Here is a 25,096-nt window from a genome sequence, read left to right as displayed (position 1 = left end):
TCGTTGGAGCGGACTCTACCTCAAACCGGAGGAAGAAACGGGGCTCAGGTCATCACGCTTCCTGAGGAGCAGTCAGAAGCGACCTCCTCTCTGCTGGAAATGGCTTGGAATCCTCTTCTCTTAGCGACGAAAGGACACCCCGGCACTTGTTTCAGCAAGTCCGGCTCCATGCTCCACGCTCCGTGACCGGCGTCAATCAATCGGGGGGAAGACGCTCGCCCGGTTTCAGCTCCTGTGCATCGTCAGAGGGGCCCGGCCCCTTACGCTTCATCTCCTTGTTGGCGCGAACCGTCTCGGCGTCCTCACCTTCCAGCATCTCAGGGTCCATGCTCTCGGGATCGCGCCCGTGTGAGGCACCCTCTTCCTCCCGGATCTGCTCCGCTCTCTCGTCGACCCGATCTTTTCCGCTGCTCATTATCTTCTCCAATGCTGTGCATCGCCTATTCGGTAAACACCCCGCGAAGCAGACGTGTTCCGCCCCCCTGCGTCTCTCCGCGCCCGCTCTCGCCAACGCCTCACAAAGGTCTGGTCGAAACAAGCACCGTCCTCGGCCGTGCAAGACCGTACACTGTGGCCGGAATAGGGCGTCCGAGCAGATCGCGGGAGCAACGGGACGACGATGTTGAGGCCATCGGCAGCGCCCCATCTTGTCTGCCACGTTCAAGCCCGTTTCGAAGAGCGGGAGGTGCCCTCGCTGCGAAGCGTCAGGCCGCTCTTGCGCCTCCGCGACAAGAAGGCCAAGGGACTGCAGAAAATGTCGTCGAATGGATTATCGGGCCCGAAGAGAAAGTGCACGTCGAGGGGCGTAAGCGTCGGGCCGGTGAACCGTTCGAGCTTGGGCAGGAGGTGGGTGAGCTGCCCTGGCGGCTTCGGTCGGCAGGTTACGCGCGCGACCGCGATACCCGTTTCTCCAGGTCGTGCGCTCTTTGCTGCGCGCGTACCTGCCCGCGCCGATCAGGCCTTCGACATCGGCCTCCCCGATCAGTTGATGGGCAGCCTCGGCGATGCTGCGAAGAAAGTCGCCCTGATCGCGCTTGGCCAGAAGCTCGGACAGGTCCATGACCGTCCTGGTCATCGGGGTCTCCGCGTAATCCGTGGTTGAAGTCGCCAAACTCCACCTCGACCATGCACTTCGATGGCCCCCCCGGGATAGCACCGTTGTCGGCGCTGAAATTACACCAGATCCTCGGGCGCTACCCCGATATCGTCGGGATCTTTCCGAACGTAGCCTTCCTCATGCGCCTGATCGGCGGTGCTGTTCGAGCAGAATGACGCATGGCAGACCTCGAGCCGCTACATGATGGTCGAGGCCTTCGCTCAGATCGACAAGGAGGAGATCGACTCTCAGCATAACCATAAAAGCCGCCTGATCATGCCCTCCGGCCATCCGGGACATTACACCAGCTTGACGGATGTGACCGGCCGGTCAGCCAGCACCCCGTTTGCTGGTCGGCGATGCGCTCAGCACCGGCCATACGCAAGTTGCAGCGGTAGTTGAAGCTGGCCGAGATGGTCCCGCACGCAACCTGAGCCGGTCGTCGCCCCCGCTGGAGCGCTGGGCACCATGGACGGGACGAGAGCGCCGCGGGCGGGTGGTCCTCGGGCCTGTTCTGAAGGCGCGAAATGTCGCCTGGGAACACTCCGTCGCTCGATCTCTTGGCGCGGGCTGTTCAGTGCGAAATGCCCCGCGTCGCCATGCCCCGCGTCGCCATGGCCCAGGCGCCGGGGCTACGGCAGGCGGACCCAAGCTTCCGTGGCCGAACAGGACCGCGTGCAGGATCATCAGGATCACCAGCTCGAGACATCGCTTGCACGTTCGCGGGTATGGCTCTGCGCGTCCTTCAGAAAGCCGCTTGCGAACAAGAACGGCGCCCATTCGGGCGAACGGTCGCGGTCGATCTTGCCGAGCGAGGTGTCGCCGTTGCGCATGTAGTCGCCGCTGACGATTCTCTCGGTGAGGCGCTGACAAGCTCGGGTAGGGAAGTCGCCGGTCAAGACAGCGCGCCTTTCCCTATGGTTGCTGTCAGAAAATGAGCCGAGGCCGGAGCCCCAGCCAGCGGTCATGGGCAGCGGCTGAGGCGCCGTCATGCAGCCTCACGCGATGACAGCAACAGCATTCTCCGCCGCGGTATGCCCCGATGCGATGGCGGCTTCGATGGTCGAGGGAAGGGGGGCGGCGGCGTGATCTCCGGCGATGTGCAGGTTCTTCCAAGGTAAGTCGTGCTTCAGCCGGTGCGCCAAATCTGCGGGAGAGGGCGAGAACGTCGCCGCCGCTTCGCGCAGAAGCCGCTGCGCCAGAGGGCGCCCTGAAAGACCCAAGGCGGCCGCTGTCTCGGACCAGAGCGTGGCGAGAATCGCTTCGGGGTCGCGCATATCCACATGATCGGCGGCCGAGACAGTGACCGAGACGACGTCGCCCCGCACGAAGATCCACTGCACCAACCCCGACAGGACGCCGAGCAGAGCGTACGAGTCCTCCAGTGGCTCCGTCACGCGGAAATGAGCGTTCAAGATCGCCTGCCCGGGCGCCGGGGCGGGAAGATCGAGCAGCCGTCCCGCCGCCGGCGCAGGGACTGCGAGAATCACCCGGTCGGTCGGCGCCAGAACGACCTCAGCGTCGTCAAATTGAAGTGCGGCAACTCGTTCGTCCTGCTTCTTCAGACCGCGGAGTGGACTGCGATATTGCGGGACGCAACCGGCCTCTGCGAGCGTGGCAATCGCCGGATCCACCAGCGTCGGGCCCAGCCCGTCCGGCATCGTGACCGGCCTGCAGGCCGCCGCACCGCGCAGGACCGTGCGGCGGAGGACCGCGGCGAGCGACCGCGCAGCGGCGTCCTCGGGCGGCGCGTTCAGGATGGCGAGCGTCAAAGGGTCCCACAGGTGCGTCCGAGCCGTCCCCGCGGGGCGGATTGCGTCCGCGACCGTTCGATGCGGACCCGCGGTCATCAGGCGTGCCGCATCAAACAGGGCGCTGATCCCGACCCCCGCGGGCAGACCGAGGCCGCCGCGCATCATGTCGCGCGGGCCTTCGGGCACCCTGATCCTCCAGCGTGCGCCGTTCGAAAGGTCGACGAATGGCAGCGCGGCGTCCCGAGCGATCTGCAGCCGGTCATGGCTGCCGATGTGACGGCAGTGGTCCATGACGGCCGAGTTGCCCGAGAGAACAAGGTGATTGCCATTGTCGATGCGCCTGTCGAGGCGACGGTCATGGAAGCTCCAGCACCGCCCGCCGGCACGGCCGGTGGCCTCCCATATCGTGACGTCGACACCGGCCGACACCAGCCGCAGCGCGGCCGCGAGGCCCGCCAGCCCGGCGCCGATGACATGGATGCGGGCCACGCGCTGCCTACCCGCGGCCCGGCTGAACCATGCAGCGTATCCCGTCATAGGCTTTCCCGATGCGGCCCCGCCGGGGCGGGGGGCGCGAAGGGTCAGCCTCGATGCACCTGAGAAGACGGTCGTAGGGTCCCATCATCAGAAGCGCGGGCGCCAGGCGCAGCCGCGGATGGCCGGCAATCTCGTGCCGCGCCTCGCCGAATGCCTCACGAGCTTCAGTTGCGAGCCGCGCCCGGACCTTAGGAAGGCCAGGGGCGCCGGGAACGCGCGACGGATCAGCGGGAATGCCGGCGTCTCGCAAGAGGTCGGCGGGGAGGTAGAGGCGCCCCAGCCCCGCGTCCTCTTCGATGTCACGCAGGATATTCGTGATCTGCAACGCGCGCGCAAGCGAGAGGGCAAAGCGCCGCGAGGTTTCGCCCCGCCAGGCGCCGAAGACATGCATGGACAGGATGCCGACTGCTCCGGCAACCCGGCGGATGTAAGCCTGGAATGTCGCGCGGTCGGGCGCGAGGATGCCGCGAAGGTCCATCCGCATCCCGTCGATGACGAGCGCGAATTCCTCGGGCGGCAGGTCGAATCGGGCGATCGCATGTGCGAGATCGCGGCCCACGGGAGTCGCCGCTTTCCCGTGCGCGGCGAGGTCCAGCTCGCGCTCCCACGCGTCCACGCCGGCGGCCTTGTCGGTCAGCGGCAGGGGGCCATCGACGATGTCGTCCACGCTCCGGCAAAAGGCGTAGATCGCGATGATCGCCCGGCGGCGTTCGGCTGGCAGAAGCCGCATCCCGAGGCGGAAGGAACTGCCGGAACGTGCGACGATCCCCTCGGGCACGAGCCCCATCGCCGGGTCGGTCATCAGTCTGCCGTTCGCAATGTTCACGGGGTCGCCAGCCGCGAAAGACCGGCAGTGCCGGCGCGAAGGAGGGCGCCGCGGGTAGCAGAGACCCGTCCAGCCACGGGATCTTCGCGCCGTAGCCGTGCAGAGAGGTGCCGCGCGAGCGACAGGATCACCGTCGCCTCGGCAGCGAGGCGGCGCGAGCGGATCAGTCGTGGAAGGGCGGCGGCGCGCGCCAGATCCTCATCCGTCGCATCGAGCGTACGGTCGATCGCGCGCCGCAACGGCGGCGTGAGCTGGGAGCGGCCCAGATCATCGGGCGAGGCGCCTTCAGCTTCGATCCAGTCCAGGGGCAGGTAAACGCGCCCCAGATCCATCCAGTCAGTGCGGAGATCCTGCAGGTGGTTGAGCACCTGCAACGCCGAACACAGCGCATCCGAGGCCGCGTGCGGCGCATCGGGTTCTCCATGAAGCTCCAGAAGGAATCGCCCCACGGGGACGGCAGAGTGGCGGCAATAGGTCTGCAGGTCGTTCCAGTCGCGGCAGGCCTGCCCCTCGACGTCGGCACGGAATGCTACAAGCATGTCGGTGGCATGACGCATGGCCGGGGGATGCCCCGCCTGATCGAGCGCAAGGCACAGGGCCGTGGCGGGGGGCCACGCCTCGGTGCCAGCCAAGGCGCCTTCGATCTGGTTGAGGCGCGCATGTTTCGTTTCCCGCGACAGGGCGGGGTCGTCCGCCATGTCGTCGGCGGCACGAACCACATCATAGAATGCCAGAACCGAAGGGCGCAGATGGCGGGGCAAGAGGAATGAGGCGACGGGAAAATTCTCTGCCTGGCGTGCGGCCGATGCCGGCCTTCTGGCGCCGCGGACCCATGCGGCAGCTTGTCGCGCCTCAGATTTTTGCATGCCGTTACTCATCCGAGACTTATCTGAGCCCTTTGGCTGGGACGATTATGACTATTCACGCCCGCGCCTCAATTGGTTGCAGATTGTAGAGACGGAGAGGCCGATGGCAAACGATACTAGCGTGATAGACCTGGACGGGAGCATGCGTGCAGACGTCGCAGGACGGCGCGTTCTGGTGATCGGCGCGGGTCCCGGAGGACTGGCGTCGGCCATGCTCCTGCGCGCCGCCGGCGCCGAGGTCACGCTGCTGGAAAAAGAAGACCGGCCAGGGGGCCGTACCGGCGCGTTCCAACAGGACGGCTTTACGTTCGACATCGGACCCACCTTCTTCCTCTATCCCGAAATCCTGGCCGAGATCTTTGCGGCCTGCGGTCGCGATCTTCAGGAAGAGGTGGAGCTCATCCGCCTCGACCCGATGTACCGGCTGCAGTTCCACGACGGGCGCGCCGTTGATGCGACCCACGACCCCGAGGTGCTGGCCCGCCAGATCGCCGAGATCGACCCCGGGGACGCCCGGCAGGTGGGCCCGTATCTCGAGGCGAACCGCGCCAAGTTCGACAGCTTCCGCACGATCCTTCAGCGTCCCTTCCTCGGGCCGCGCGACCTGATGCGCGGCGACATGGCGCGCGCCCTGCCAAACCTCCGCCCGTGGTCGACCGTCGACGGAGAACTGCGCCGCTGGTTCAAGAACCCGGACGTGCGCGTCGCCTTCTCGTTCCAGTCGAAGTACCTGGGCATGTCGCCCTTCAAGTGCCCCTCCCTCTTCACGATCATCGCGCATGTGGAATATGGCTTCGGCGTGTTCCACCCGCGCGGAGGCTGCAACGCGATCACCGCAGCGATGGCCCGGATCGCGCGCGAGATGGGCGTCGACTTGCGCCTGTCCGAGCCGGTGCGCAAGCTGACGCTTGAGGGACGGCGGGCCACCGGCGCCATCACGGACAAGGGCGCTTACGAGGCTGACGCAGTGGTGATGAACGCCGACTTCGCCCACGCCATGACGACGCTGGTGCCGGATGCCTCCCGGCGCCGGTGGACCGACCGCAAGATCGCGTCCAAGTCGTACTCCTGCTCGACCTTCATGCTCTACCTCGGAATCGAAGGGCAGGTGCCGTTGCAGCACCACACCGTCGCCTTCTCGGGCAACTATGCGCATAACGTGGCCGAGATCGACGCGGGCCAGGCGCCGGAGGATCCCACGATCTATGTGCAGAACGCCTCGGTCACCGATCCCACGCTCGCGCCCGAGGGGCACTCGACGCTCTACGTCCTTGCCCCCGTCGGCAACCTGACCGGCGGCACCGACTGGGGCGCGCTTGCGCCGTCCTACCGCGAAAAGATCCTCGCCCGGGTGTCGAAGCTGGCGGGGCGTGACATTCGCCCAATGATCCGCAGCGAATTGATGTACACTCCGGCCGACTGGCAGAGCCAGATGGCGGTCTACGAAGGGGCGACCTTCAACCTGGCACACAATCTCGGACAGATGCTGCACCTGCGGCCGCGCAACCGCTTCGAGGATATCGACGGTGTCTACCTGACGGGCGGCGGCACGCATCCCGGCTCGGGCCTGCCCACGATCTTCGAAAGCGCGCGCATCGCGAGCCGCCTTTGCGCGACCGACCTCGGCCTGCCGGGCGCTGGCGAGTTGACGACTGCTCTTCCCAAGGAGGCCACGATATGAGCACGACCGCGATCATTGGAGGGGGCCTTGGTGGCCTCGCCGCGGCCTGCACACTTGCGGCGCGCGGGCACAAGGTCACGCTGCTGGAACGCAACGACTGGCTCGGCGGGAAAGCCGCGGTGCTCGAGGAAGGCGGCTACCGGTTCGACATGGGCCCGACGATCCTGACCATGCCCCGCGTGCTGGAACGCATCTTCGCCGAGGCCGGAAAGGACCTGCATGCCGAGCTCGACCTGCGCCGCCTCGACCCGCAATGGCGCTGCTTCTACGAGGACGGCGCCGTCCTGGACCTGCGCGACGATCCCGGCCTCGCGGCGGACGAAATCGGTCGCCTGTCGCCCGAAGATCGCGCGGGATTCGAGGATTTCATGCAGGTGGCAAGGCGGCTCGCTGACGTCTCGGACCGGTTCTTCTTTTGGCGCACGGTCGAGGATCTGCGCGATACGATGAACCTCAAGGCGAACATGAGCCTCTCGACCCTGTCGGACGTCATGGCGCTGCGGATGCACCGCACCGTGGCAGGCCAGATCAAGCGTAACGTGAAGGACCCGCGCGTGGCGCAGATGCTGGAGCATTTCATCCAGTATGTCGGTTCTTCGCCTCTATCCTCGCCCGCCGTCCTGTGCGGCATCGCCCAGATGCAGCAGGGCGAGGGGGTCTGGTACCCAATGGGCGGCACGCGCGCCGTGCCCGCGGCACTGGAAAGGCTGGCGCGCGATCTGGGTGTCGAGATTCGCACCGGCACCGGCGTCGCGCATATCGAGACGCAAGGCGGCCGCGCCCGCGCCGTCGTCACGGGCAGGGGCGAGCGCGTCGCAGTGGATCGCGTCGTGTCGAACATGGACAGCGTCCGCACCTACCGCGAACTGGTCGGTGGCGACGCGTGGACGTCGTTCCAGAAGTCCCGCAAGCGCGAGCCTGCCTGCTCGGGCGTAGTGCTGTACCTGGGGCTCCGCGAGGGCTACGATCACCTCGCGCACCACAACTTCGTCTTCTCGCGCGACCCCGAGGAAGAGTTCGGTGCGATCTACGACCGGGGCGAACCGGCGCAGGACCCCACCGCCTACCTCGCCGCCCCCGCCCGGACCGAGCCCGGCGTCGCGCCCGAAGGGGGCGAGGCGCTTTATGTCCTCGTGCACACGCCTTACCTGCGCGACCACCACGACTGGTCGCGGATGCTGCCCGAGTACCGCCGCGTGATCCTCGACAAGCTCAAGCGCACCGCTGGCATGCCTGACATCGAGGATCGGATCGAGGTCGAACGCACGCTGACCCCGCAAGACATCCACGACCGCTACAACGTGCTTCAGGGCGCGATCTACGGGCTCGCCAGCCACGGCCGGGTGCTCGGCGCCTTCAAGCCCGGCAACCGCTCGCGCCAGGTCGAGGGGCTCTACCTCGCGGGCGGCTCGGCCCATCCCGGGCCAGGGATGCCGATGGCGTTGATGTCGGGATGGATCGCCGCCGACGCCGCCGATCAGGACGCGGGTTCAGGAGGGGCCGGTGTCGCCGCCGAATGACCCCGTCGCCCGCCGGTCCCCCCGGATGGTGCCCTTCTTCGAGCGTGTGATGCGCGGGCAGGTCGCCCGCAATTTCCGCGCCCTGCGCGTCGTGAAACCCGGCCTGCCGAACCTTGTCCCGGATCGCCCCGTGATGGTCTTCACCAACCACCCCTCGTGGTGGGACCCGGCAGTCTTCATGGCGGTGACGGGGCTGCTGTTCCCCGGCCGCGCGGGGTTCGGCCCGATCGAGGCCGAGATGCTCAAGCGCTATCCTTTCATGGCGCGGATCGGTGTCTTCGGCGTCCGTCAGGACGGCCCGCGAGGTGCGGCCCACTTCCTGCGCACGGCGCGGCACATCGTCAGCGAGCCCGACCGGATCCTCTGGATCACCGCCCAAGGCCGTTTCGCCGACCCGCGAGAGCGTCCGCTGGCACTCCGCCCCGGCGCAGCGCACCTGCTGGGCCGATGCCCGCACGTGCAGGCCGTGCCGATGGCCATCGAGTATCCATTCTGGACCGAGCGTCGCCCCGAGGCGCTTCTCGCATTCGGCCCACCGATCGATGTCGCCCCCTCCGAAAGGCCCGCCGCTCTCGCCGGCCGGCTTGAAACCGCATTGATCGACACCGCGGATGCCCTCGCCACCCGCGCCATCGCCCGCGACCCGGGCGTCTTCGACACCCTCATCGACGGAAGTCGCGGAACGGGCGGCGTCTATGGACAGTGGCAGCGTCTGCGCGACCGTCTTGCCGGGCGCCAGCATATGCCAGACCACGAGCCGCGCCCGTGATCCTCGCGCTCTCCGTCGTCGGCCTCGCGCTGGCCGCGCTCTTCGCCGGCATGGTCGCCGCCAACCTGCACGCATTGCGTCCGCCAAGACCGGCCGGGGCGGGACCGCTGCCGCCCGTCTCGATCCTGATCCCCGCGCGTGACGAGTCCGGCGGCATCGATGCAGCCATAGACGGTGCACTCGCCCAAACCGGCGTCGGGGTCGAGGTCGTGGTCCTCGACGACGGCTCGACGGACGGAACGGGGGCGATCGTTGCCCACCGCGCCGTGTCGGACCCGCGCCTGCGCCTAATCGACGGTGCCCCGCTGCCGAAAGGTTGGATCGGCAAGACCCACGCCTGCATGCAACTCGGCCGCGCAGCCGCGCACCCGGTGCTCTTGTTCGTCGACGCCGACGTGCGCCTCGCTCCCGACGCCGCCGCCCGGCTCGTGACCCGAATGGAGCATCAGCGCCTCGACTTGCTCTCGGGCTTCCCGCGGCAGATCACCCTCACGCTGGCCGAGCAGATCGCGATCCCCCAGATCTTCACGACGCTGCTGGGCTACCTGCCGATCCCCCTGTCGCGGAAACGGCCCGATGCCTCGCTGGCGGCGGGCTGCGGTCAGCTTCTGGCGGTCCGGCGCGCGGCCTACGACTTGGCAGGCGGCCACGCCGCCTTCGCCACCCGGATGCATGACGGGCTGAACCTGCCCCGCAACGTCCGCGCTGCGGGCGGGCGCACCGATCTGACCGACGCTACGCCCCTTGCTGCCTGCCGGATGTATGACACGCCCGCCGCCATCTGGGAGGGCTTCGTGAAGAACGCGACCGAGGGCATGGCCACGCTCCGCGCCCTGCCGGTCTGGACGGCGCTGCTCTTTGGCGGGCACCTCCTGCCGATCATCACGCTGGTCGCTGCGCTCGTCGCGGGGTCTGCCACCGCCGCGACGCTGTCGGCGCTCGCGGTGCTGCTGGTCTACGGGGCGCGCGCGGCGATGGCGCGGCGGCTCGACCAGTCGTGGCTTTCGGTCCTGCTGCATCCGGTGGGGGTATCGGTCCTGCTGGCGATCCAGTGGACAGCACTCGTGCGAGCGCGGCGCGGCGTGCAGGCAAGCTGGCGCGGCAGGCAGTACGATCCCGGCTAACGCAGCAACAGGTGCAGGATCCGGTCGATGTTGCGCCCGTAGGGCGGTCGCACCATCCGCGAGAGGGACCTGCGCGCCACGATCACGCTACGGGGGCGGGTGAAGCTGCGGAACCCTTCGTCGCCGTGATAGGCGCCCATTCCCGACGCGCCGGCGCCGCCGAAGGGCAGCGACTGCACGCCCACATGCTGGACCGCTTCGTTCACCATCGCCCCGCCGGATCGCAGGGCCTCCACCTCGCGCAAGGCTGTCTCGGTGTCGCGACCATAGACGTAAAGGGCAAGCGGTACAGGTCGCGCGGAGACGAAGGCGCGGGCCGCCTCCTCGCTGTCGTAGGGCACCAGAGGAAGAATGGGGCCGAAGATCTCGTGCTCCATGACCGGGTGATCGGCGGGCGGGTCGATCACCGCCCAGAGGCCCATTCGCGGCGGCTCGGGCATCTGCGCCATCAGCGGCCGCGCCTCGACGTCTTCGAGGAGCGTCGTGAGCCTCTCCAGGTCGGCATCGCGGGCGATGGTGGCATAATCGGCGCCCTCGGGATCGGGATATAGCTTGTCAGCGGCGCGACGAAGCGCAGCCTCGAACTCGGTCATCCGGGCGCGGGGGACCAGCGCGTAATCGGGCGCAACGCAGGTCTGGCCAGCGTTCAACAGCTTGCCGGCCACGATCGACTCCGCCGCCTCGGCCAGATCGGCATCAGGGCGGATGATCGCCGGAGACTTTCCACCCAGTTCCAGCGTGACCGGCACGAGGTTGCGCGCGGCGCTTTCCATCACGCGCCGCCCCGTCGCGGTCGAGCCGGTGAAGAACAACCCGTCAAGCTGCATGGAGGTCAGCGCCTGCCCGACCTCAGGTCCCCCGGTGACCACGCGCACCTGGTCTGGCACGGCGCCCTCGACTAGCCGCTTCAGCGCTTCCGCCGTGCGGGGAGTGTGCTCGGAAGGGTGCAGGATCACGCGGTTGCCGCCAGCCAGCGCTGCGACAAGCGGCACGAGCGCAAGCTGCACCGGATAGTTCCACGGTGCGAGGATGCCCACGAGGCCCAGCGGCTCTCGCCGGATCATCCCGCGAGACGGCCAGAAATGCGGCGGCAGAACAACGCGCTCGGTCCGGCACCACTTCTTCAGACGCTTGCGGCTGTAACGAACCGCCTCAAGCACCATCGCCACCTCGGTCAGCAAGGTCTCCTGTCGGGGGCGGTGACCGAAATCGGCGTCGATGGCGTCCACGAGCGTCTCGGAGGCCGCGCGCACCGCTTCGGCCAGTGCGCCCAGATGCGCACGCCGTGCCGCCACGTCAGGCACGGCAGGATCAGCGCGAAGGGCCTCGGCCGCGGCTGCCAGCGCATCGCTCATGGCGCAACTATCGCGCGATGTTCGGCCAGGTAGATGCGTAGCCAAGGCGTGAAGCTTTCAGGCCGGTCCGCGATCTCGCGCTCGAGCGCATCCCAAACGATCCAGCGTGTCTCGGCGACCTCGGCCGGATCAGGGCGCGGCGTCACCGGATGGGGCAGGTCGACGATATAGATCTCGACGGTCTCGTGCTCGGTCAGCCCTTGTCCGACATCGGCCCGATACGTGACCTGCCCGCGATGCGTGAAAGGCGCCGCGGGTGAGAGGCCGAGCTCCTGCCGCAGTCGACGTCTGGCGCAATCGTCGGGCGTTTCCTCCCAATGAGGATGGGTGCAGCACGCATTCGCCCAGAGGCCCGGGGTGTGGTATTTCTCCGCGGCGCGCTTCTGGATCAGCGTTTCGCCCCCGACGTTGACGAAGACGGACACCGCCTTGTGCCGAAGCCCCTCGCGATGAACCCGCAGCTTTTCGACCGGCATGAGCGTGCCATCGACCCAGGCGGGAATGAGATCGGTCATGATGTGCTGTGCTCCATTGCAGGGTCGGCGTCCGTCGTATTGCGAAGCGCTTCGTGGCGGGGAAAGGGGACGCCTGGATACGCGCCGAAGACGACCGGATTCCGCCTCAGGGCCGCCAGCAGAAGGCCCGACAACGGCAACCGCCTGCCCGTGCGCAGCGCGATCTGTCCCGCGACCGCTCCATAGATGGCCCCGACAAGATTGGCGGCGATATCGCCCATCGTATCCGGCAGCCCGGAGCGCTGCGCGTTGGTGCCGAAAAGGGCATCCACCGTGGCCTCGAACAGTTCCCAGATCGCGCCGACGGTCGAGGCCAGTCCCACGGCGAGCAACGACAGGATCCAGAGCCCGGTCCGCGGCGGTGCACCCGCGGTCGCCAACAGCGCCAGCGCGTAGCCCGTCATGGCCAGTACGGCCGAGGCAACCACATGAAGCGTGGTGTCCCACACTAGGTCATCCTTGTAGAGCCCGCCCCATTCGCCTGCGACAAAGGCGGCGAGGCAAAAGACCAGGATGCCCTCGCGCAAGCCGTCCGGGATGACGATCCCGGAGAGCTTGCTGTAGAACACCGGCAGCAGGGCCATCGCGATCGCTCCGCCTGCGCCGAGGATCAGAAGCGTGTCGCCCGTCACGATCCCGAGCGCCAGGGCCACCAGCGCGCCAGCCCAGACCAGAAGCGAGAGCAGCGATGTAAGCTCGACCTTCACGTAGCCAGGTTCTCCGTTTTGCTTCACGACACCGGTGCACCGTCGAGCGGTGAAGGAAAGCGCCTTCTTCGGCCCGAAGCAACCCGCTCCGCCTCGCGCCCCAAGAGAGAGAGACGGTGAAGCCAGCATGCCTATTGGTGCAACGCCATTTGCTGCTCGGGCGTCCTTCGTCCAGGCCGATGCTCATCGAGGCTGTGGTGACGTCAGCGGGGCGTTGGCGCGGAAGCCTCGTGGACTGGTCGAACTGCTGCAGGCCGAGCGGCAGGAATACATTCCGCGGGCGCCCCGTTTGTCGGATATCTGCAACCGACAAAGAGACCCTTGTGCAAGTCCTGGAAATGATCAGCACGCATCCCGACGTCCAGGGCAGCACCGCCGACGTGGTGCTCACGTAAATCGAAGAGTGCTATGCCTGTGCCCAGACTTGCACGTCATGTGCGGATGCCTGCCTCGCCGAGGACATGGTGGCAGATCTGCGCCAGTGCGTTCGCCTGAACCTCGACTGCGCGGAGATCTGTGCCGCAACCGGCGCGATGGCGTCGCGCCGCACCGGGTCCAACGAAGCGGTTCTGGCGGCTGCCATCAAGGCCTGCGCCGAAGCCGGCAACCGCTGCGGCGAGGAGTGCGGAAAGCACGTCGACAAGCACGAGCACTGCCGCATCTGCGCCGAATCCTGCGGCCGCTGCGCTGCTGCGTGCGACGAAGCGCTGTCGCAGGTGCAATGACCGCGGCCTCCGGGGGCGGTTTTGCCACCGGATGTCATCATGCCTGTGCAAGTATGGTGCTGTTCGTCACCTGCTATCCTTGACCTTCCAGCGCTGGAACACCTCGCGTCAGGCGCCGAGTTCTCAAAGGAGTCCGACACACGATGGATTTTGAAGTGGAAGGCATGACCTGTGGCCATTGTGAACGCGCCGTCACGCGGGCGGTGCACTCGGTCGACCCCGCGGCGAAAGTGACCGTCGATCGCTCCGCGGGCCGCGCTACGTCGACTCGCCCGCGGGCAACCCCGAAGAAGCTCTTCGGAATGCGATAAGTGCCGAGGGGTACATCGTGAGTAAGGCGGTGGGCGGCAGTTGATGCGAACCGCGGGGGCCAAGGTGGCTTGCCGACATGATCGAGACCTTCCGGGCGTGCCAGTGCCGGGCGAGAGGCACGCCTTCTGCCTTTTCCGCCAGTTCAGGCCGGCAACCGCCGTCCCGCAGGGAGCCGTCGCGCACACGTGGGGCGGCAGCGTGCGCGAAAGATGAAGGCGCGGCTGCCCGCATCGAAGCTCTGCCTGCCTGTCGGCGCCGCTGAGCAGCCACGTGCACGAACGAGGACGGCGAAAGAGCGCATGACGGTTGGCCCTCTCGGCACCGGCGGCGCTCCGTTGCGCGAGAGCCCGGACACTATCAGCGCGACGAGCTTAAATCGGCGTTTGTGGTTGCGCCGTGAAGGGATTGCCGGAAGGGAACGATGCGCCGGCCGCCGCCATGCTGACGACGGCGTTGGTTCCGGGCACCGGCGCTAGTGATCCGACCGCCCCGCCTGTTCGTCGAGATCCTCCATGTTGACCGTGTTGCTCAGCATCAGCGCGAATGGCCGCAGGGGATCCACATAGGCGCAGATGATCATCGCGGCGATGGTGATCGGCACGGCCAGGATCGCGCCGGCGATGCCCCAGATCCAGCCCCACACGAGAAGGGTGATCAGGACGACCAGAGACGAAAGCGACACCTGCCGGCCCTGCACCCGCGGATCAACGTAGTTGCCCATCACCTGCTCGATCACCAAGATGCCGGCACCGACTGCGATCGCGGTTCCGAAATCCTTCTGCACGAACGCATAGATCACCGGTAGGCCACCGGCGATCAGCGACCCGATGGTCGGCACGTAGTTCAGAAGGAACGCCAGCAAGGCCCAGACGAACAGGAGGTCCACTCCGAAAATCCAGAGCCACGCGACGTAAAGGACAGCCGTGAGAATGCCGAGGATCGTCCGCGCCATGAGGTAGCGGCGGAGCAGCCCGGCGATCATGTCGACCGCGTGCATCGCCTTGCGCCGCGCTGGAGCTTCCAGCAGGCACACGATCTTCTGCCGCCATCTCGGCCCCTCGACCAGCATGATGAGCGTCAGGAAAAACACCAGCACCGTCGCGAACAGGGTCGTGCCGGCCGTACTCAGAACCTGTGTCGCCATGCCGGAGGCCCAGTCCCGGAAGCGTTCCACCAGCGACCCGCCGGCGCCAGACACGACCTGGCGGAGCCGGTCGGCCATCCCTTGAGCGGCCGAGGACTGCCCTTCGGACGCGGTGCTCCCGCCGTTCCCAGAGATGCTTTCGGCGGCGGGCCCCGCCGAAGACGCGGACGATCCCCCGGAACCGCCACGCAACTCATTGCCGAATTGCGGCAAGAGCGATCCGCCGTTCTCCGAGACGGGGAAGCGCTCGACGATCTGCTGGGCTGCGACCCAGATCAGCCCCACGAAGGCCAGCAGCGCGACCAAAATCGCCCCCATGGCCGCAACGTGCCCAAGCCAACTGAGCTTGCCCGGCACCCTGGCGCTCACCTTGCTATCCAGCGGCGCCACGAGCAGCGCAAGGAACACCGAAAACACGACCGGGACCATGAAAGCCCCTGTGGCGTGCAGTGCCCACCCAACGATAACCACGGCGATCACGGCAAGAAGCCACGTTCGCGTTCGCCCTCTTTCGGTGGAAGATGAGTCGGAACCAATCATGCGTTCTCTCCAGTCGTCGCCACTGACTACAGACGCTTACGACCGGGTTCACGTTCCGCATTCATCGCAGGATGCCGCACGCAAAAAGGGCCGGCATGTGCCGGCCCTTCCTCAAGTCATCGCATCGCCAGCTTAGACGTCCCAGAAGCCGCCGTCGCCCATGTCGTCGCCGACATCGCCGAACTCGGGCTCTTCGATCTCGCCGCTGTCGTCGTCGTCATACGAGTTGAAGACGCCCGCATTGTACTCGTCTTCGGTCAGCGCGCCGTCGCCGTCCTCGTCCCAGGTGCTGAACGCGCTTTCATCTTCAAAGCTCGCGCCCCAGCCTTCGTGAAACTCGTCTTCGCTCACGGCACCGCTGCTGTCGGCATCCCACTCGCCAATCTCCTGCGCCATCGCGGGCGCGGCCGTGAGGGCGGCCATGATGGCACCAATACCGGCGATCTTCTTGAGTTCGATAGTCATGTTGTTTCCTCCGTCTGGTTGTCGCGGCGCTGTGCCGCTCCGGGTGGAAAACGGGGGCCACTGGCCCGCGTTCCATCCCTTTTTGGGGCAGGAGGTTGAAGCAGCAGCTACCCATCGCGCGAAGTGCCAGAAATCGCTCGTGGAAAGACAGCCGGGCCAATCGGTATCGTTTTCGTGATCGGACGTTTTCGGCACGAGAAGGCGGCGTTCGACACGCGCACGCCGCAGCGGTTGGTCCCCTTGAGGAGGACCTTCAAGGCCCGGGTGGCGGGACGCCTCAAACCAGGAACGGCAGGTACGTCACCAGGATGAGAACACCGATCAGCACGGCGAGGTAGGGCAGGACGGCGCTGGCGATCCGCTCAAGGCTGATGCCGGTCACCGAAGCCGCGACATAAAGGTTGATCGCGACCGGCGGCGTGATCATACCGATCGACAGGCCGACCACCATGATGATCCCGAAATGCACCGTGTCGATCCCGAGTTGAGCGATCAGCGGCAACAGGATCGGCGTGAGGATGATCAGCGCCGAGGCCGTCTCGATGAAGATGCCGGTCACGAGGACCACGACGAGGATCATGGCGATCACCACCATCGGCTCTTGCGAAAGCGAAAGGACGGCCGCGGCGATGGCCGATGGCACCTGCCAATTCGACAGGGCCCAGCTGAGAGCGGCCGACGCGGCAATCACGAACATCACGACCGCAGTGGTGACGCCCGAGCGGATGACGATGCGGTAGATGTCGCGCAAAGTGAGGTCGCGATAGATGAAGAGCGAGACGAAGATCGCGTAGTCGACCGCGACCACCGCGGCTTCGCTTGGCGTGAAGACTCCCGAGAAGATGCCGCCCAGGATGATGACCGGTGTCATCAGTCCCCAGAAGGCCGACAGGAAGCTGCGCCCGATGGTGCGAAGCGACCAGGCGCTGCCCTTCGGATAGGCGCGCTGGTAGCCCTGCCACAGCGCGATCCCCATGAGACCCACGCCCATGGCGACGCCCGGCAGGAAACCGTTCAGGAACAGCTTGGCCACGGATTCCTGCGCTATGACGGCATACAGGATCATCGGCACAGAGGGCGGGATCACCACGCCGATCGTCCCGCCGGCCGCAATGAGGCTCGCCGCCGAGGCCGCGTCGTAGCCCTTGGCCTTGAGCTCGGGCACCAGCGTTGCGCTGACCGCGGCGGTCGTCGCCGCGCCCGATCCCGAGATCGCGGCGAAGAACATTGCCGCCAGGATCGACACGATGGACAGCCCGCCCTTCAGAAAGCCGATCAGCGCGTCGGCAAGCTGGACCAGCCGTGTGCTGATCTTGCCCGCGGCCATGATGTCGCCAGCGAGTATGAACATCGGGACAGCCACGAGCGCGAAGCTGTTGACGCCCGAGAACATCTGCTGCGGCACGACGAGGACCGGCACGCCGCTGGCCCAGACGGCCGCCAAGGTGCCCGCGCCGATCGCGATCGCCACCGGCACGCCGATCACCATCAGGCCCGCGAAGATCCCAAAGAGAAGGAGGCTCATTCCGCGCCTCGCTCGGCCGCAGGTCGCCCGGAGGCGGTGGCCATGAGATCAGCCAGGCACAGGACGGACATCAGTGCGCCGCTGACCGGGATCACCGCGTAGACATACATCATCGGCATCTGCATCGAGGCAGAGCGCTGGAAGCTCTGCATCGACGTGTATCGCCAGCCAATCCAGGTCAGGGCGATCAGGAAGGCCGACATCGCGACCAGCCCCACCATCGCGATGACGCGAGCCAGTGCAGGCGGCAACCGGTCGGTCAGGAGCGTGACCGCGATGTGGCGCTTTTCGGCGAGCGCCAGCGTGGCGCCGAGGAAGGTCAGCCAGACGAGGAGGAAGCGCGCCACCTCCTCGGTCCAGCTGACCGCGGTGAACAGCACCCGCGAGACGATCTGAAGCGTGATGACCACGGCAAGCGCGGCCATGCCGGCGAAAACGACCGGTCGCAGCACGGCCGCGAGCGCACGTTCCAGAGCGTCCGCGAGGCGCTCCATTCAGTTCGTCTGCGCCTGGATGCGCTCGAGCAGGTCACCGAACTGCTCGCCGTACTGCTCATAGACCGGAGCGATCTGCTCCTTGAACGCGGTGAGGTCCGGATCGGTGTCGATCTCCATCCCGCGCTCGCGAAGCTCGTCGAGAAGCTGAGCTTCCATGTCGGCGTTGAACTGACGCTCGTACTGGGCGGCGTCCTGCGCGGACTGGATCAGGACGTCGTGCGCTTTCTCGGGCACCTTGTTCCAGGCGGGCATGCCCATCACGAAGAGCGCGGGCGCATAGCTGTGCCGCGTCATGGTCATGTAGTCCTGCGTCTCGTCGAGCTTGAAGCTGTGGACGACGCCGACAGGGTTCTCCTGGCCGTCGATCGTGTCCTGCTGCATGGCTGTCAGGGCCTCGGTCCAGGCCATCGGGATCGCGTTGGCGCCAAGTTCGCGGAACGTGTCGATATAGACAGGGTTCTCCATCACGCGGATGCGCAGGCCTTCCATGTCCGCGGGGCTGGCGACGGGACGCACCGAGTTCGTGAGGTTGCGGAAGCCACGCTCGGCATAAGCGAGGCCCTTGAGGTTCACGTTCTCCAGCCGGTCCAGCAGCTCTTGCCCGATCTCGCCGTCGAGGACCTCGTAGGCGGCCTCGTTCGACGGAAAGAGGAACGGCAGTTCAAACACCGCCATCTCGGGCAGGAAGTTTGAGACGGGACCGTTGGTGATCAGGCCCATGTCGATGCTGCCGATCTGCATCCCTTCGAGCAGCGTACGCTCGTCACCGAGGGTGGCGTTGGGGAAGATCTCGACCTGGACCTTGCCGCCGGTCCGTTCGTCCACGAGATCGCGGAAGCGCTCGGCCGCGACGTGGAAACCGTCCTGCTCGTTGACCACGTGGGCCAGGCGCAGGGAGACGGGCTCCATGTCGGCGAAATCCTCGGGCGCCGCAGTGGCGGTGCCAGCGGTTATCGCCGCGCAGGTGGCGAAGGCAGCAGTCGCCAGGAATGAACGTCGCAGCATCGAAAATCTCCTCCTCGTTTTGCCATCTGAGCAATGTCCATTCTGCCCCGGGTCGTCAACCACAGCCACCGATCACGCGGAGCACGGGCCAGCGAGGGCAGGGCCGAGGCGCCGTCAGTTGTTGCGATGGGAGACACGATCCTCAAGCATTTCGCGGTCGACTGTGGCGATCCCTTCGACCTGTGCGCACATGCTCCTTCGGCGGCTCGGACAGATGAACGAGTGGATCGTCTTCGACGAAGTCGGCGTGCAGGCGCCATCCTTTGACCGCGCAATACTGACCGGGCCTCCGGCCGGGACATTCCAGTCGCGCCCCCTGGGGCGGGGGCGCGCGGGATCATTGGGTTATCAGCTCTGGCCCCATGAACGTCGTCGGCAGGAAGGTCGAAAGCCACGGCACGTAGGTCACGAGGACGAGGAAGACGAGCAGTACCGCCAGGAACGGCAGCGCCGCGCGGACGACGCCCATCACGGGCATGTTTGCCACACCGCTGGTCACGAAGAGGTTGAGACCCACGGGCGGCGTGATCATCCCGATCTCCATGTTCACGACCATCACGATCCCGAGGTGGATCGGATCGATGCCAAGTTCGATCGCGATGGGGAACACCAGGGGCGCCACGATGACGATCAGGCCCGACGGCTCCATAAACTGGCCGCCGATCAGCAGGATGACGTTGACGATCACCAGGAACATGATCGGCCCGAACCCGGCGTCGAGCATGGCACCCGCGATGTGCTGGGGGATCTGCTCGTCCGTCAGGACGTGCTTGAGGATCAGCGCGTTGGCGATGATGAACATCAGCGTGACCGTCAGCTTGCCGGCCTCGAACAGCGTGTCGCGCGTGTCGGGGTGGAAGAAGGCCGTGACGATCGCCCACGGTTTCTCGAGCAGCGTGGATTTGCTTGGCGGAACCTCTGCCGCCCCGACCGAGCGCTCGCCGGGTTCTTCGACCATCGCGGCCATGGCAGGCTGGCCCGCACGGCCGGCGGCCAAGGGTCCCATGTCGCGGTAGACGAAGGTGGCGATGAGGAAGGCATAGACGCTCGCCACCGCCGCGGCTTCGGTGGGGGTAAAGATGCCGCCGTAGATGCCACCGAGGATGATGACGATGAGGAACAGCCCCCACGACGCGTCGCGGCCCGAGGCCCAGACCTCGCCCCAGCCTTGCCACTCGCCCTTCGGCAGCGAGCGGACGCGGGCGATGACGTAGATCGTGGTCATCAGCAGGAAGCCTGCCAGAAGGCCGGGGATGACGCCGGCCAGGAACATCCGCCCGACCGAGACATCCGTGGCCGAGGCATAGACGACCATGACGATGGAAGGCGGGATGAGGATGCCGAGCGTGCCGGCGTTGCAGATCACCCCGGCTGCGAAGTCGCGGGAATAGCCGACCTGCCGCATTCCTGCGATGACGATGGTGCCGATGGCGACCACGGTGGCGGGGGACGAGCCCGACAGTGCCGCGAACATCATGCAGGCGAAGACGCCGGCGATGGCAAGGCCGCCGGGCAGGTGTCCGACCAGCGCGATGGAGAAGCGGATGATCCGCTGCGCCACGCCGCCGGTGGACATGAAGCTCGACGCTAGGATGAAGAACGGGATCGCCAGAAGCGTGTAGTGCCCGGCCATCGCCTGATAGAAACTCTGCGCAATCGACGCCAGCGAGGTGTCGGAGAACCACAGAAGGAACAGGATCGAGCTGAGGCCCAGCGAGATCGCGATCGGGACACCGATGAGCAGAAGCGCGACTACCATGCCGAACAGGAGAACGACATCCATGGCTCAGGCCTCCTCGGCTTTCAGTTTCGCCTGTGCCTCGGACACGTCGTCCTCGGCTTCATGGCTGACGATGAAGCTTTCACGGGTGCCGCGCAGCACGCCCACGAAGGCCTGCACGAGGCGAAAGAGCAGAAGCGCCACGCCAATGGGCAGCATCGTGTAGCCGACCACGCGGGGCAGCTTATCGTATTCCTCGCCCATGTTGATGAGCGGTTCGAGCCAGCGCAGGAACGGCAGCATCGGCACCTGGTCGGTGACATACCACGCCAGGTCGCGGCTGTCCTCGAATCCGGTCGGAAACCACCGGCCCGTCGTGCGGTCGAGGCTCGCGTAGGGCGCCCAGTAGTCCCACGCGCCCTTCATCAGGAGCAGCGCATAGACCAGGCAGACGACCCCGGCGAGCACCGTCATGGCAAAGCGAGGACCCTTGCCGACCACGTTCAGGAGCGCGTCGACGCCCAGATGCGCGGTCACCTTCACGCCGTGGCTGACGCCGAAAAGGACCAACCACGCGAAGAGGATCAGCGTGACCTCGAGGCCCCAGATCAGCGAGGCGTTGAAGACGTAGCGAAGCACGACATTGGCGAAGGTCACCAGCGTCATCGCCCCCAGAAGCACCGCAATGGCGGTGCGTTCGAACAGGTCGACGAAGCGGGCGATCCCCGTCGAGCCTGAAGTCCCGTTGGACATGGCTTCCTCCCGAGGAACCGAAAACCCGGATGAACGAAAAATTGGCCGGCCCCGGAGGGCCGGCCGGGTGGCTCAGGAGCCGGTCACCTGCGCGTTGAATTCCTGCGCGGCGTCGATGTTCTCCTGCCCGACATCGCTGGTGAACTGCTCCCACACGGGCATCATCGCGTCGACCCATTGCTGACGCTGTTCAGGCGTCAGTTCGCGGATCACGGAACCCGCGTCGAGAATCGCCTGCCGTGCTTCGGCGTCGACGCCGGCCACGGCGGCGTTGCGCTCTTGCGTGACCTCGTTGAGGATCGTCAGGAACTGCTCGCGCGTTTCGGCGTCGAGGCTGTCGAGCCAGTCCACCGAGGCCACGACGAGGTAGTCGAGCACGCCGTGATTGGTCTCGGTGATGCCGTCCTGCACCTCAAAGAACTTCTGGCCGTAGATGTTGGACCAGGTGTTCTCCTGCCCGTCGACGACGCCCTGCTGCAGCGCGCCGTAGACCTCGGAGAAGGCCATCGGCTGCGGCGACGCGTCGAGCGCCTCCATCTGGGCGACCAGCACGTCCGACGGCTGCACGCGGAACTTGAGACCGGCGGCATCCTCGGGAGTTTCCAGCGGCACGTTCGCCGAAAACTGCTTCATCCCGTTATGCCAGAACTCGAGCCCCTGCAGGCCCCGGCGCTGCATCGCGTCCTTCATGGCCTGCCCGGCTTCCGAATTCTGGAAGGCGTCGACGGCTTCGATGTTCACGAACATGAACGGAAGGTCGAACAGGCGGTATTCCTTGGTGAACGCCTCGAACTTCGACAGCGACGGAGCGGCAAGCTGGACGTCGCCCTGGAGCATCGCCTCGAGCACCTGGTCGTCGTTGTAGAGCGTGGTGTTCGGATAGACCTCCATGCAGGCGGTGCCGTCCATCTCGGCATTGACGCGCTCTTGCAGAAGCGTGGCGGCGATGCCCTTGGGGTGGTTGGTGGCATTGGTCACGTGGCTGAACTTGATGACCGTTTCGCCCTCGTCGCATTGCCCGGCGCCTTGCGCGCCATCCTGCGCGGCGGCTGCGGTGGCCAGCAGGCCAAGCGAGATTGCGGTAGTGGCTAGGAATTTCATGGGACCTCCTCCAAATTCTCCTGCGGCGTTCCGATCGAGAAACACGCACGATAGTCGGTACTTGGACACTGCTTGCCGTTCAGGCGCAACAGCCGCGTATATTTTTCTCACCATACATGACCAATGGACGCGGTGCGAACAGTGCCGGCGGCAGCCTTGAAAGGTGCTGCGGCGCGATATGTCTCGGGCAGGACCTGCACGCCGCGGCGGTTTGCCGCGGGGCCGCCCACTGCCGAGGAGCCGCGGATGACAGCCCGTTCAACATTCCTGATGGCCGTGATTGTCGTGACCCTTCTGGGATTCGCGGCATCAATATATGGCTACGTCACGCCTTCGACTGGCGTTTCCGACACCATCGGACCGCTTCTGACGGCGCTGGGCCATGCGGCGATGGCGCTGGGCGCGCTTCTTCTTCTGCTGCTTTCACGATGGCGCGGGCTGCTGGTGGGATTGTTCATCCTCGCTGCCGTGCTCACGATCTTCGCCGCCTACCTGCTGCAGCAGCCGATGATCCTGTTCCCCGCAATCGGGACCCTCGTCATCCTGCCGCTTGGCCTTCTGCTGGGAGATCAAAGATGACCCGCCTGTTTGCCGCCGCCCTTGCCCTGACGACCGCCGCGGCGCCGGTCGCCGCGCAAGACACCTGGGACACCTTCCACGGCCAGCTTTCGGCGCAAAAATACGCGCCCGCCGACCAGATCACGACCGATAACGTCCGGCGGCTTGAAAGGCAGTGGACGGTTCACACCGGCGACATGTCCGACGGGTCGGGCGATCTGCCGCCCACGGTCTGGTCAGCCACCCCTATCTACGCCAACGATACGCTGTATCTCGGTACGCCATTCTACCGCATCCTCGCGCTCGATCCCGCGACCGGAGAGCGTAAATGGACGTATGACAGCCAGTCCCGGCTTGAGGCGCTGACTCAGCCCGCGCTCAAGAACCGCGGCGTCGCCTACTGGGAGGATCCCGACGCGACAGGTCCCTGCGCCAAGCGGGTCTATATCGGCACGATGACGGCCACCCTGCACGCCGTCGACGCCGATACCGGCAAAGTCTGCGAGGATTTCGCCGAGAATGGCATCCTCGATGTGAACCAGTGGAACACGACGAACGACCGGTGGCCGCTGTCACTTCTGCAGCCGCCGACGGTGGTGAACGACGTGCTCGTCACCGGCTGGGCTGGCAAGGACTGGGCCACCGCCGAGGCACCTCCGGGCACTGTGTTCGGAATCGACGCCCGCACCGGCGAGAAGCGGTGGGAGGTCAATTTCCTTCCCGAAGACGTCCGCGACCAGTCCGGCACCGCCAACGTCTGGACCGCGATGAGCGCCGACCCCGAGCTTGGCCTCGTCTATATCCCCGTCTCGTCGCCCAGCCCGAACTACTGGGGCGGCAACCGGACTCAGGATCTGCCGCTCGCGACCTCGGTCACGGCCGTCGATGTCGAAACCGGAGAGGTCGTCTGGGCGCAGCAGCTTGTCCACCACGACATCTGGGACTACGACACGAATGCCGCGCCGACGTTGATGGACCTCGAGATGGACGGCGAGACGGTGCCCGCCCTCGTGCAGACGACGAAGCAGGGCTTCCTATACGTCATGAACCGCGAGACGGGCGAACCGATCTTCGAGTGGGAGGAGCGCGAGGTCCCTGCGTCGGATGCGGAAGGCGAGCAGGCGTCCCCGACGCAGCCGTTCCCGACCGCTCCGCCGCCGACGAACGACCCCGAGGCCTGGCCGGGGGTCTGGTGGCTGGCCGACCTGGTGTCGTTTGGCAATTGCTCGCGCCGGACCGAGGACATGCGATACGAGGGGCTTTACACTCCGCCCTCGGTCGAGGGGACGATCGCTTATCCGGGCACTGCGGGCGGAATGCAGTGGGGCGGCGCTACGGTCGATCCAGAAAGCGGCCTTCTTTACGTCAACACCAGCCGGGTGGCGCAGGAATTCCGGCTGATCCCTCGTGAGGAATACGAGGGGATGAGCGAGGGCGGCTCGGTGGCCGAGTCCGGCTACTATGCGCAAGAAGGCGCGCCCTACGGCATGTACCTGTCCAACATCCAGAACTGGGCGGGCATGCCCTGCTGGAAGCCGCCTTTCGGCACCATGTCTGCTTATGACATCGCCAAGGGCGAGAAGGTGTGGGAGGTGCCCTTCGGCCGCATCCAGCGCTATGGCTTCTATATGCCGAAAAGCTGGGGCAGCCCGACCATTGGCGGGCCGGTCGTCACCGGTGGCGGCCTGATCTTCATCGGGGCGTCTATCGACGCGCGGGTGCGGGCGCTGGATGCCGAAACGGGCGAAGAGCTGTGGTGGGACAACGTGATGGCCCCGGCCGTCGCCAACCCGGCGGTGTTCGAGCACGAGGGCCGGCAATGGGTGGTGTTCGTCGCGGGAGGCAATTCAATCCTCAAGCCGGATGTCGGCGACGAGATCGCGGCCTACGCCCTGCCCGAGTAAGCAAAAGGGAGAGTCTCCCCCCTTTTTTCTCCTTGCAGGATTTCGCCTAGGCTCTGGACTCATAACCAGAAGATGACGGTAGCGGCGAGGGCGATGG

The 25,096-nt window shown here is 66.3% G+C and carries 25 protein-coding genes; 8 read left to right on the top strand and 17 right to left on the bottom strand.

Annotation, left to right across the window (positions count from 1 at the left end):
• Positions 1-196: 196 nt before the first annotated feature.
• From ACFDS3_RS12555 to ACFDS3_RS12530, 6 genes are all read right to left on the bottom strand, one after another.
• On the bottom strand, positions 197-415 hold the full coding sequence (locus tag ACFDS3_RS12555) for a hypothetical protein (protein WP_375262695.1): 219 nt from the start codon (positions 413-415) through the stop codon (positions 197-199).
• Between the two features lie 354 nt (positions 416-769).
• Complete coding sequence (locus ACFDS3_RS12550) at positions 770-1,075, bottom strand: transposase (protein WP_375262694.1); 306 nt, start codon at positions 1,073-1,075, stop codon at positions 770-772.
• A gap of 713 nt (positions 1,076-1,788) precedes the next feature.
• Entirely contained in the window at positions 1,789-1,995 is a 207-nt protein-coding gene (locus ACFDS3_RS12545) for a hypothetical protein (protein ID WP_375262693.1), read from the bottom strand.
• Positions 1,996-2,094: 99 nt separating this feature from the next.
• Positions 2,095-3,339, bottom strand: a complete 1,245-nt coding sequence (locus tag ACFDS3_RS12540) for an FAD-dependent oxidoreductase (protein ID WP_375262692.1) — start codon at positions 3,337-3,339, stop codon at positions 2,095-2,097.
• A gap of 7 nt (positions 3,340-3,346) precedes the next feature.
• Complete coding sequence (locus tag ACFDS3_RS12535; protein ID WP_375262691.1) at positions 3,347-4,213, bottom strand: squalene/phytoene synthase family protein; 867 nt, start codon at positions 4,211-4,213, stop codon at positions 3,347-3,349.
• The gene (locus tag ACFDS3_RS12530; RefSeq protein ID WP_375262690.1) at positions 4,210-5,079 is read right to left on the bottom strand and encodes a squalene/phytoene synthase family protein; all 870 of its coding nucleotides are present in this window, start codon (positions 5,077-5,079) and stop codon (positions 4,210-4,212) included. The genes ACFDS3_RS12535 and ACFDS3_RS12530 overlap by 4 nt, the downstream gene beginning before the upstream one ends.
• A 103-nt stretch (positions 5,080-5,182) precedes the next feature.
• Here ACFDS3_RS12530 and crtI point away from each other — a divergent pair, with 103 nt between their 5' ends.
• Genes crtI through ACFDS3_RS12510 form a run of 4 tightly spaced genes read left to right on the top strand, consistent with a single transcriptional unit; the run spans position 5,183 to position 10,173 of the window.
• Positions 5,183-6,760 carry a phytoene desaturase family protein gene (gene crtI / locus ACFDS3_RS12525; protein WP_375262689.1) on the top strand — a complete coding sequence of 526 codons (1,578 nt, stop codon included), beginning with the start codon at positions 5,183-5,185 and terminating at the stop codon, positions 6,758-6,760.
• Positions 6,757-8,280, top strand: a complete 1,524-nt coding sequence (locus tag ACFDS3_RS12520; protein ID WP_375262688.1) for a phytoene desaturase family protein — start codon at positions 6,757-6,759, stop codon at positions 8,278-8,280. The genes crtI and ACFDS3_RS12520 overlap by 4 nt, the downstream gene beginning before the upstream one ends.
• Entirely contained in the window at positions 8,264-9,049 is a 786-nt protein-coding gene (locus ACFDS3_RS12515) for a lysophospholipid acyltransferase family protein (RefSeq protein ID WP_375262687.1), read from the top strand. Before ACFDS3_RS12520 ends, ACFDS3_RS12515 begins: the two co-directional genes overlap by 17 nt.
• A complete protein-coding gene (locus ACFDS3_RS12510) occupies positions 9,046-10,173 on the top strand; it encodes a glycosyltransferase (protein ID WP_375262686.1) in 1,128 nt (375 codons plus the stop codon). The genes ACFDS3_RS12515 and ACFDS3_RS12510 overlap by 4 nt, the downstream gene beginning before the upstream one ends.
• Here the strand turns inward: ACFDS3_RS12510 and ACFDS3_RS12505 are convergent.
• Genes ACFDS3_RS12505 through ACFDS3_RS12495 form a run of 3 tightly spaced genes read right to left on the bottom strand, consistent with a single transcriptional unit; the run spans position 10,170 to position 12,750 of the window.
• Positions 10,170-11,528, bottom strand: coding sequence for an aldehyde dehydrogenase family protein (locus ACFDS3_RS12505; protein ID WP_375262685.1), 1,359 nt, complete (start codon positions 11,526-11,528; stop codon positions 10,170-10,172). The genes ACFDS3_RS12510 and ACFDS3_RS12505 overlap by 4 nt on opposite strands.
• Entirely contained in the window at positions 11,525-12,043 is a 519-nt protein-coding gene (gene idi / locus ACFDS3_RS12500) for an isopentenyl-diphosphate Delta-isomerase (protein WP_375262684.1), read from the bottom strand. The genes ACFDS3_RS12505 and idi overlap by 4 nt, the downstream gene beginning before the upstream one ends.
• Positions 12,040-12,750, bottom strand: a complete 711-nt coding sequence (locus ACFDS3_RS12495; protein WP_375262683.1) for a hypothetical protein — start codon at positions 12,748-12,750, stop codon at positions 12,040-12,042. Before ACFDS3_RS12495 ends, idi begins: the two co-directional genes overlap by 4 nt.
• A 464-nt stretch (positions 12,751-13,214) precedes the next feature.
• On the opposite strand from ACFDS3_RS12495, the gene ACFDS3_RS12490 reads away from it, so the two are divergent.
• Positions 13,215-13,475, top strand: a complete 261-nt coding sequence (locus ACFDS3_RS12490; RefSeq protein ID WP_375262682.1) for a hypothetical protein — start codon at positions 13,215-13,217, stop codon at positions 13,473-13,475.
• A 143-nt stretch (positions 13,476-13,618) separates the two neighbouring features.
• Complete coding sequence (locus tag ACFDS3_RS12485; RefSeq protein WP_375262681.1) at positions 13,619-13,786, top strand: heavy-metal-associated domain-containing protein; 168 nt, start codon at positions 13,619-13,621, stop codon at positions 13,784-13,786.
• A 473-nt stretch (positions 13,787-14,259) separates the two neighbouring features.
• Here ACFDS3_RS12485 and ACFDS3_RS12480 read toward each other — a convergent pair whose 3' ends face one another.
• The 8 genes from ACFDS3_RS12480 to ACFDS3_RS12445 all read right to left on the bottom strand — a co-directional run bounded on the left by ACFDS3_RS12480 (position 14,260) and on the right by ACFDS3_RS12445 (position 22,537).
• A complete protein-coding gene (locus tag ACFDS3_RS12480; protein WP_375262680.1) occupies positions 14,260-15,471 on the bottom strand; it encodes an AI-2E family transporter in 1,212 nt (403 codons plus the stop codon).
• Positions 15,472-15,603: 132 nt separating this feature from the next.
• Positions 15,604-15,936 carry a hypothetical protein gene (locus ACFDS3_RS12475; protein ID WP_375262679.1) on the bottom strand — a complete coding sequence of 111 codons (333 nt, stop codon included), beginning with the start codon at positions 15,934-15,936 and terminating at the stop codon, positions 15,604-15,606.
• A gap of 277 nt (positions 15,937-16,213) precedes the next feature.
• On the bottom strand, positions 16,214-17,461 hold the full coding sequence (locus ACFDS3_RS12470) for a TRAP transporter large permease (protein WP_375262678.1): 1,248 nt from the start codon (positions 17,459-17,461) through the stop codon (positions 16,214-16,216).
• Complete coding sequence (locus tag ACFDS3_RS12465) at positions 17,458-17,955, bottom strand: TRAP transporter small permease (RefSeq protein WP_375262677.1); 498 nt, start codon at positions 17,953-17,955, stop codon at positions 17,458-17,460. The genes ACFDS3_RS12470 and ACFDS3_RS12465 overlap by 4 nt, the downstream gene beginning before the upstream one ends.
• Positions 17,956-18,963 carry a TRAP transporter substrate-binding protein gene (locus ACFDS3_RS12460; RefSeq protein ID WP_375262676.1) on the bottom strand — a complete coding sequence of 336 codons (1,008 nt, stop codon included), beginning with the start codon at positions 18,961-18,963 and terminating at the stop codon, positions 17,956-17,958.
• A gap of 337 nt (positions 18,964-19,300) precedes the next feature.
• The gene (locus ACFDS3_RS12455; RefSeq protein ID WP_375262675.1) at positions 19,301-20,746 is read right to left on the bottom strand and encodes a TRAP transporter large permease; all 1,446 of its coding nucleotides are present in this window, start codon (positions 20,744-20,746) and stop codon (positions 19,301-19,303) included.
• Between the two features lie 3 nt (positions 20,747-20,749).
• Complete coding sequence (locus ACFDS3_RS12450) at positions 20,750-21,436, bottom strand: TRAP transporter small permease (RefSeq protein WP_375262674.1); 687 nt, start codon at positions 21,434-21,436, stop codon at positions 20,750-20,752.
• A 72-nt stretch (positions 21,437-21,508) separates the two neighbouring features.
• Entirely contained in the window at positions 21,509-22,537 is a 1,029-nt protein-coding gene (locus ACFDS3_RS12445; RefSeq protein WP_375262673.1) for a DctP family TRAP transporter solute-binding subunit, read from the bottom strand.
• A gap of 246 nt (positions 22,538-22,783) precedes the next feature.
• On the opposite strand from ACFDS3_RS12445, the gene ACFDS3_RS12440 reads away from it, so the two are divergent.
• Entirely contained in the window at positions 22,784-23,116 is a 333-nt protein-coding gene (locus ACFDS3_RS12440; protein ID WP_375262672.1) for a hypothetical protein, read from the top strand.
• Complete coding sequence (locus ACFDS3_RS12435) at positions 23,113-24,999, top strand: pyrroloquinoline quinone-dependent dehydrogenase (RefSeq protein ID WP_375262671.1); 1,887 nt, start codon at positions 23,113-23,115, stop codon at positions 24,997-24,999. The genes ACFDS3_RS12440 and ACFDS3_RS12435 overlap by 4 nt, the downstream gene beginning before the upstream one ends.
• Positions 25,000-25,096 lie beyond the last annotated feature (97 nt).

Source organism: Palleronia sp., assembly GCF_042089775.1.
Classification (GTDB): Bacteria; Pseudomonadota; Alphaproteobacteria; order Rhodobacterales; family Rhodobacteraceae; genus Palleronia.
This window is presented reverse-complemented; position numbering and strand designations above follow the sequence as displayed.